Genomic DNA, 7,429 nt, shown 5'->3' with positions numbered 1-7,429 from the left:
GCTTAACGCCATTTTACGTGACGCCATGCTTCGTTCAATGCGTTGACTTCTTTCCTGCTACAAAGAAGTATCAAGCAGCTTCTGATAGTTTTTTTATTTCTTTGTTTATTTCCTCTATGAGGGGCTCGTAATTTAGAACGCTTTTCGGAACATTACCACCGTAAACCCACGCTTTCACTTGCGCTTTGGTGCTGAAATCTGCTCCTTTTGGTGTATCGTAATACTGACCACCATCAAACTTTTCACACTCTCTTGTACCGTCTTCATATTCGTAGAGGTTGTAAAAATACTCGGCTGCTCCGTCTCCCCAAGGGACATAACCAACAGCTGTTGCGATAAACTTTTTTTGCATTGGCTGTTTACGTTGTGTTAAAAACAGGTGTTGTAAAATTCGCATGTTTAAAACCTTAATTTTACCTATGGGTCTATTTGCTTTAAATTTGACCGTACAGAGCTGTTTTAATTCCTAATATGGATTTCATCGTAAAATCTTTAAATCGCTCTCTACGGTGCCTTTTTATCGATTTAAATGCGTATCTAATCGTAAAACGATCACCACTTTTCACTATTTTGCTGTGGACCAAAGCGTTTCATTATCCCACCAATGCCATTTAGAGTCTCTTTAAGTTTTTGCTTGTGAATAACCGTAAGGTGGCTTGAATGCTCTTTCTCTGCTTGTTCTTTCAACTCCTTTTCACGGAATCTCAAAACAGCATTGCGTACAAGATTGGCTTTTCTCAAAAGACTATTTTCTAAATCACGACACAGCCTCACAAATTCTCGTGTGCTCGGAAAAAACGTATCCGATAAACAATTTATTTCACCACATAAAATCCGTTTGACCACTGTCATCAGTGACCATGCAGAGACATTTTCCAAAACCATTCCATAGGTCAACGCCATTCCCTCATAGTCTGATTGTTGTGCTATTTTCAAACCACACGACAGCATGCGAATTGCCTTTGCTATATCCTCTTTCCCAGCTTTCACTGCGAAGAGCTCTTGCAATTGATCATAAGCTTCTAAAGCTATCGTTTCCTGCTGTTTCGTTAATTGGCTGCCATCCTTCAAAACAAACGGACCGCTCGAAGGTATCATCGCATGAATGTGCTTCAAAATACCCTTGATTTCCGATATCAAGGATACTGTCTGCGATGCGTTCACCAACGCTTTTTTGCCTTTGAGAGTGATTTCCATAGTTTTTTCCTTTCTCTAAATCATCAATCGCCTTGCGTACCCAGTTACGCCATGTTGCTTGCCAATCGATTTTGGTTGCATTTGCTCCGGCTTTTGAACGCCAATAATCTCGGAATTTTGCAATCTCGACTTTCACGCGCTCCGGAGGCAAGCCCTCTGCAATGGCAAAATCGTAATCGGGTTCAAAATCCGCAGGCAATCGACAACCGCGATTAGCTTTCGCTCGTTTTGCTTTTTCTGAAACGCTCTCTTGCTCGTGAATGGGAGGTTGGTTTTCTGATGTGGCTTCGATTTGATCTGATTGGCTCTCGAGATCATGAACCTCAGTTGGCTCTTGAACCAAATCGATTGTTTCTAAATTTTCAGAACCAATTTCTTTTTTTGCTAATACGATAGTTTTAGTTTTTTTATTATATATGTTATTGTTATTGTTAATGGCATAATTAAGCATTGCTTGTGCATTGCTAGCGTCATGCTTAGCATTATGCTTAGCATCCTTAAGCATTGCTTTAGCATCATGCTTAGCATCTTGATCATCACTAATTGTTTTTGCTTTATGATGTTTTGCCCATTTTGCTTGCGCTGCCTTCTGTGCTCTCTCTGAAAATTTATTTAAATTTTCGTTTGAGTTATTGAGTTCTTCCTCAACATCTGAACTCCACAAACGACCATCTTCTAAACAAATGATGTGTCCAGATCTAAATAAATACTCTAATGCCTTTTGAAATCTTTTTACTGAACAACAAGTAAAATGAGATAATATTCGTGAATCATTCAAAAGAGGCTCACGCGTGTGTAACATTCTTATCCGCAACTTCACATAAACATTGACTTCCATAGGCGGTAAATCAGAGAGTTTAAATAGCCACTGGTCTGTATTAAGTCTCGTCCATGGTATTTTACTGGACATATATACCCCCTTCTTTCATTAAATATAAAATTGCCAAAGCATCTGCTTCGTTGTCGTCTTTCGGATTGTGTCCTTTTGTACGCACTGCCTTAATCATTTCTTCTTTTGAGGCATTGCCTTTCCCTGTTGCTGCCTTCTTAATTGTGCCAACAGGAATGCCCTCATACGGTATCTGATGCTGTTCACACCAAGCCGTTAAGTGACCTAATAAACCACCGTACACATGCGCTGCATCCGTACCCACATGCCGGCGTACCTCTTCAAAATACACCGCATCAATTTCATCAACGGACCTCTTTAGTTCAGTAAGCCATTGCTTAAAGCGCAAGTAACGCATCCCCCCGCCTTCAAAACGACGTGATTGAAAATCTTCTGTATCGCTTGTTATGTGACCATCCGCACCGCAAATCGCCCAGCCTGTTTTGGTGCCTAGATCAAGACAGAGAATTGTATGGGACATCTAAATCACCTGTGCTTACTTACGTTTTTTCTTAGATGGCGCTTTTACTGCTGCATAACGCTGCTTAAGCTGTTGTGTTAGTTTTTCAATCTCCTCGTCGCGTGATTGAACATCTACTATTAGTGCTGCCATAAATTTATTTTTTCGTTCGAACTCTGCTTTATACTCACCTATCTCTTGTTTCAGTTTTTCAATTGGCTTGTCGCTTTCTTTAAGATCTTGAACCTGCATTTTAAGCCGCTTAATCTGCTCACTATAATTCAAAGCGCAAAGCAACGTCATCGCGCTAAAAAGCAAAGAACCAAGCGTCACACATACAACTATTAATACCACTTCACCTAAACCCATTCTGATCTCCATTCTTTGCTCTTAGGGCGGTCATCACGACCAATCTGTTGTGTTTCGCATTCCATTAAGAAAAGAAGACAGCAAGCTGCATGCGCTAAGTGTGGTAATCCGCTTTCAAGGTCCTTATCCTCTCCAGCAAACCATGCTAATAAATGACGTAAAGCAGCTCCATACAAACGGCTCCAATTCATGCCATGACGCCAGTTGCTCGCACCGTATTTGTTTGCTCCAAACTCCAAAACACGACCAATATCAAGCAACGTGAGTGGTGGAATAAGATCAACACGTGGTTTCCCAATATCATTTTTATGTGCTTTAAAAACCATGATTATCCCCCCTTAAGGCTCTACGTATTTATATGTGCGCTATGACAGAGCGCGTAGTTATAAGTTTTAAAAAATTGGATTAACTCAGATTCAGACACATACTGCACGCATCATTTATTAATTTGATTTCTTCTTTTCTTTTTTCGATGAGTTTATCCCTTAAGAAATCAAGCCTATTTTTGACTAAGGCTATAAACAAGATTAGCTCATTTAAGCGATAAAAAGATGACAACTCTTGAGAAAAATAATTATCAAACCAAGTTGTAAAAGCTTGCGTAAATACAGATAAAAACCATTGATTAAAATCATCGTACGGAAATAACGGAAAACAATTTCTATCATCACGCACAAAGATACTATGCAGCATATAGACAAAACAACCTGTTGACGAGGGATCTATGCTTATTTCAAAACATGCATCTTGAGACGAAAGGACACCGTAATATATGTCTTCCTGTCCAATCTTATTAACAAGGTCGATCAACTGGACTTTACTTATAGTGATCTGTGGGACATCTATCATCTCTGATCTTTCTTTTTAAGAGTCTAAATGCTGCTGTTGTGACAGGGTGCGTTGTGATTGCCTGTCTTGCAAAAATGTTTTTGAAAAAGGAACCTCGCAATGATTCATTGTTAATTAACAATCCTCATTTTTGGCTCAAATGACGCAAGTTAAAAAACTTCTCCTGCAAAAATAAAATCGATCAATCTTGGTTCTTCTTTTTTGTTGATTAACTCAATGATTTTATTATTTAATTCATCAATAACTTTCATCTGTGAAGCTAACTTTAGCCTTTGGCTGTATAGCGTTTCATTTTTTTGCTTAATTAAAGAGGATAGGTTTTCAAGTGCTACTTGTTGTTCCTCAATTGACTTATCTCGCTCTGCAAGAGTGGCTTCATGCCATCTCATCCAATTATCAAATTTTGACTTATGCCATTCTTCTTGTTTCGCAAGAACTTTTGTATGAGTTCTATGTCGTTTTATAAGATCTTCTATGCTACAATCACGATCCGGTATTTGTATAAATTCTTTCACAAACTTATCTCCATTCTCAATTTTCGTATTACAACCTATTAATCTACAAAACTGGGTGTAGAGTTTCTTCAATATTCCGTTTCTCATGATCTTTCTTCTTTAAGAGTGTGAATTGTGCTGTTGTAACATGCTGCGCTGTCTACACGCTTTCACACGAACAGGAGAACAATCAACGAATGCGGATGTTGAAGATAGTTTAGAGTCACATGATTGCGCCCTATAAAAAAACGAGAAAAAGTCTTCTGCCTTAATCGGTGCTCCAATTCTCTTGGCTTCATTCAAAAGAATTGGGATATGTTTAGTCGGAATTCTCCCACCAGTTCCACCTTTTGATACAGGACGGAGCCAGACGTACACGCGTGTTCTATGAACCCCAAGCAACTGAGATACTCTACGAACCCCACCTAATAAATTTATTATTTCCGAAAATTGTTTCATGGCGCATTATGTAGCGATTATAAAAACAATGTCAAGAAGGAAAATTAAGAATGAAATTATATGTTGTTAAATTAGAAAATGACGATTGTATACAACCTACCTACAATAAATATATGACAATGAGTATCTCGCAATGGTTACAAAATGCCTTAGCTGAAGCTGGATTAAGCCAATCAGAGCTTTCGAGACAGCTAACTGCTTCTTTAGGTCGCTCGATAGATCGTGCTGCCGTCAATAAAATGCTAAAAGGAACAAGGGATATTTCTGCTCGAGAATTATTAGAAATATCAAAGCTTACAGGCGCTTCTATTCCCAATAATCACTTAGTCCCTTTGATTGGATCTGTAGGAGCTGGCGGAGAAATAATTGCCATAGATTCTGGTTGTCTGGAAGAAGTAGAAGCACCACCATCTGCTCCTAAAGGGACTGTTGCTGTTCGTGTTGTAGGTGATTCTATGTTTCCAGCCATTGAAGAAGGAAGTCTTCTTTTTTACTCCTATCATCTTCCACCAGAAGATCTTATCAATAATCGAGCTATCATAAAAACTAAATGTGGAAAAGTTTACATCAAAGTATTACGTCTCGGAAAAGAAAAAGGGAAATGGGTTTTATCCAGTATAAATGGAAAATATGCCGATATCGTAGATGTAGAGTTAGAATGGTGTGCACCTATCGACTGGATTAAGCCAGCTAGAGTATAAGTTAATATTTTTATACTTTTCTTCAAGTAAGGCTTTAGTTTATTGGTTTTAAAAAATTTTCAAAATCGCTACATTTTTTTGTTGACTATGTTTTTAAAATCGCTACATTGATATCCATAAACCACAAACAAACAATTGCCAAGAGGCGTTAGGGAGGGGAAATTATGGATAAGCCAATTCTTATTAATTCCAATGAAATTTTATTAGTTGTCTACGGTGATGATCAACACATTGGAGAGTCTGGTCCACTTGATGAAAGCCAAGTTCTAAAAATTATTGACGAGGCAGATGATACCATACAAATCTTTCGCGTAAATCCTTCTGAGAAAAGTTGCGAAGATATCTCTGAAGAAGTTGCAGAAGCATATATAAAAGAAAACTTCGAGTTTTTCGATGAGAACAGCAAAGTCCAGTCTTATGTATATGAAAGTGATGCCTATCATAGGCTTTTAGACGATATCGCAGAAGCAAAATATAACGATGAGGTCTACGGTACTTATGAAGAGCAGCATCGTTTGCGTCCATGTGATGTGCTTTAAACTCTAAGGGCGTTTGAGAAAGCGCCCCTCTCAATCCCACCATGAGGTTTATAATGGAAAAGCTTCTTGCTATTCAGCATAATACAATCAAACAGGAAACTGTTCAAACGGTCAACGCACGTGAATTGCATGCGTTTTTGGAAATAGGAAAAGATTTTTCTACTTGGATTAAGGACCGTATTAATCAATACGAATTTGAAGAAGGAAATGATTTCATAAAAACACAAGATTTGCGGTCCCCAAAATTGGGGAGCACAAAATCTAGAGCTGTTACAGCCATAGACTATCACCTCACATTAGACATGGCAAAAGAACTTTCCATGGTAGAACGTAATGAAAAAGGTAAACAAGCAAGAGAATATTTTATCGCATGCGAGCGACGTGCAAAACAAGCTGCTACACCGCAAATCGATTACTCAAGTCCACAAACAATGATTGGCTTTTTAAATTATCTACAAGGGCAAATAGATCAAAAAGACACCATCATCGAAGATTTAAAACCAAAAGCAAGGGCTCTTGAAAGCTTACAACGCCATGACGGACTCTTCGGTCTTACAGAAGCTGCTAAAATACTCGAGTTACAACCAAAACAGTTCATTCTCTTCTTACAGAAAAAAGGTTGGGTTTACCGGCGTGCAGCAGGTGGAAATTTGCTCCCTTATCAAGACAAAATCCAAAAGAAACTTATGGATTGTCCAACCATCACACTTCAAACCGCAAGTGGAATAGAAAAAGTCATTCCTTGCGCAAAAATCACAACAAAAGGCATGGGGCTGCTGTCTCAAGAGCTTAAAAGACAAAGCATGCATTAAGAGCAACAATCATGGAAAAGAAATACGAACGACTAATCTTATAGTATCTCTATAAGCCGTTTCTAACCACACAAACAACTTTTAAACACAAGCGTGATTCACGCCACGGGGGAATTGCGCTCAAATAGGAGGAAATCAAGATGAGTGAACAAAACACTAATCTAATAGAAATTGAAGAAACACATCATTTAGCCGTCAAGCCAACTGCTATGGAACGCATTTTAAACAGAGCCTTAGAAAATGACGTCGATATGGACCGTCTCGAGCGTCTCATTGCCTTACGAGAAAAAGAAATAGAACGACAAAACTACGAAAGATTTGCCAGTGATCTTTCGAATATGCAAATAGAATATCAAAAAATACAAAAAAACTCTACAAACACCCATACCAACAGCCAATATGCAACCCTTGACCAGTACATTGATGCTGTAAAGAAGACTCTTGCAAAACACCGATTTGCTTTGTTTTCTCGTATCAAAGAACAGAGTTCAGACAATATAATTATAGAAATGACTTTGACGCATCCGTCTGGAAATAAAATCTCAACAGAAGGAAAGTTTCCTTATGACACTAAAGGATGCAAATCAAATATACAATCGGTTGGTTCTGCCATCACATACGCACGCAGATATCTGTTAGGTATGCTTCTTAATGTCGTGA

General features: G+C 38.4%; 12 protein-coding genes. 4 read left to right on the top strand and 8 right to left on the bottom strand.

The genetic code is table 11. From position 1 onward, the window contains the following. Window positions 1-70 precede the first annotated feature (70 nt). From J7R13_RS08145 to J7R13_RS08110, 8 genes are all read right to left on the bottom strand, one after another. Window positions 71-397, bottom strand: a complete 327-nt coding sequence (locus J7R13_RS08145; RefSeq protein WP_208438239.1) for a hypothetical protein — start codon at window positions 395-397, stop codon at window positions 71-73. A 155-nt stretch (window positions 398-552) separates the two neighbouring features. Continuing rightward, on the bottom strand, window positions 553-1,098 hold the full coding sequence (locus tag J7R13_RS08140) for a hypothetical protein (protein WP_246786328.1): 546 nt from the start codon (window positions 1,096-1,098) through the stop codon (window positions 553-555). Next, window positions 1,013-2,107 (bottom strand): DUF1376 domain-containing protein, encoded by a 1,095-nt coding sequence (locus tag J7R13_RS08135; protein ID WP_208438238.1) that lies wholly within the window; start codon window positions 2,105-2,107, stop codon window positions 1,013-1,015. The genes J7R13_RS08140 and J7R13_RS08135 overlap by 86 nt, the downstream gene beginning before the upstream one ends. Continuing rightward, on the bottom strand, window positions 2,097-2,567 hold the full coding sequence (locus tag J7R13_RS08130; protein WP_208438237.1) for a crossover junction endodeoxyribonuclease RuvC: 471 nt from the start codon (window positions 2,565-2,567) through the stop codon (window positions 2,097-2,099). Before J7R13_RS08130 ends, J7R13_RS08135 begins: the two co-directional genes overlap by 11 nt. A 15-nt stretch (window positions 2,568-2,582) precedes the next feature. Further along, window positions 2,583-2,915 carry a hypothetical protein gene (locus J7R13_RS08125; RefSeq protein ID WP_208431517.1) on the bottom strand — a complete coding sequence of 111 codons (333 nt, stop codon included), beginning with the start codon at window positions 2,913-2,915 and terminating at the stop codon, window positions 2,583-2,585. Further along, window positions 2,906-3,241: a dATP/dGTP diphosphohydrolase domain-containing protein gene (locus J7R13_RS08120; protein ID WP_208438236.1), complete on the bottom strand. Its 336-nt coding sequence runs from the start codon at window positions 3,239-3,241 to the stop codon at window positions 2,906-2,908. The genes J7R13_RS08125 and J7R13_RS08120 overlap by 10 nt, the downstream gene beginning before the upstream one ends. 79 nt (window positions 3,242-3,320) lie before the next feature. Beyond that, a complete protein-coding gene (locus J7R13_RS08115; protein WP_208438235.1) occupies window positions 3,321-3,764 on the bottom strand; it encodes a hypothetical protein in 444 nt (147 codons plus the stop codon). A gap of 149 nt (window positions 3,765-3,913) precedes the next feature. Further along, window positions 3,914-4,279, bottom strand: a complete 366-nt coding sequence (locus tag J7R13_RS08110; RefSeq protein WP_208438234.1) for a hypothetical protein — start codon at window positions 4,277-4,279, stop codon at window positions 3,914-3,916. A gap of 488 nt (window positions 4,280-4,767) precedes the next feature. Here J7R13_RS08110 and J7R13_RS08105 point away from each other — a divergent pair, with 488 nt between their 5' ends. The 4 genes from J7R13_RS08105 to J7R13_RS08090 form a co-directional block, all read left to right on the top strand. After that, a complete protein-coding gene (locus J7R13_RS08105) occupies window positions 4,768-5,418 on the top strand; it encodes a S24 family peptidase (protein ID WP_208438233.1) in 651 nt (216 codons plus the stop codon). Between the two features lie 164 nt (window positions 5,419-5,582). After that, window positions 5,583-5,957: a hypothetical protein gene (locus J7R13_RS08100; RefSeq protein ID WP_208438232.1), complete on the top strand. Its 375-nt coding sequence runs from the start codon at window positions 5,583-5,585 to the stop codon at window positions 5,955-5,957. Between the two features lie 53 nt (window positions 5,958-6,010). Beyond that, a complete protein-coding gene (locus tag J7R13_RS08095; RefSeq protein ID WP_208438231.1) occupies window positions 6,011-6,769 on the top strand; it encodes an antA/AntB antirepressor family protein in 759 nt (252 codons plus the stop codon). A 140-nt stretch (window positions 6,770-6,909) separates the two neighbouring features. Continuing rightward, window positions 6,910-7,429 (top strand): ERF family protein (locus tag J7R13_RS08090; RefSeq protein WP_208438230.1); only part of this gene is annotated, 520 nt, incomplete at its 3' end.

The organism is Bartonella taylorii 8TBB (assembly GCF_902825155.1).
Classification (GTDB): Bacteria; Pseudomonadota; Alphaproteobacteria; order Rhizobiales; family Rhizobiaceae; genus Bartonella; species Bartonella taylorii_A.
This window is presented reverse-complemented; position numbering and strand designations above follow the sequence as displayed.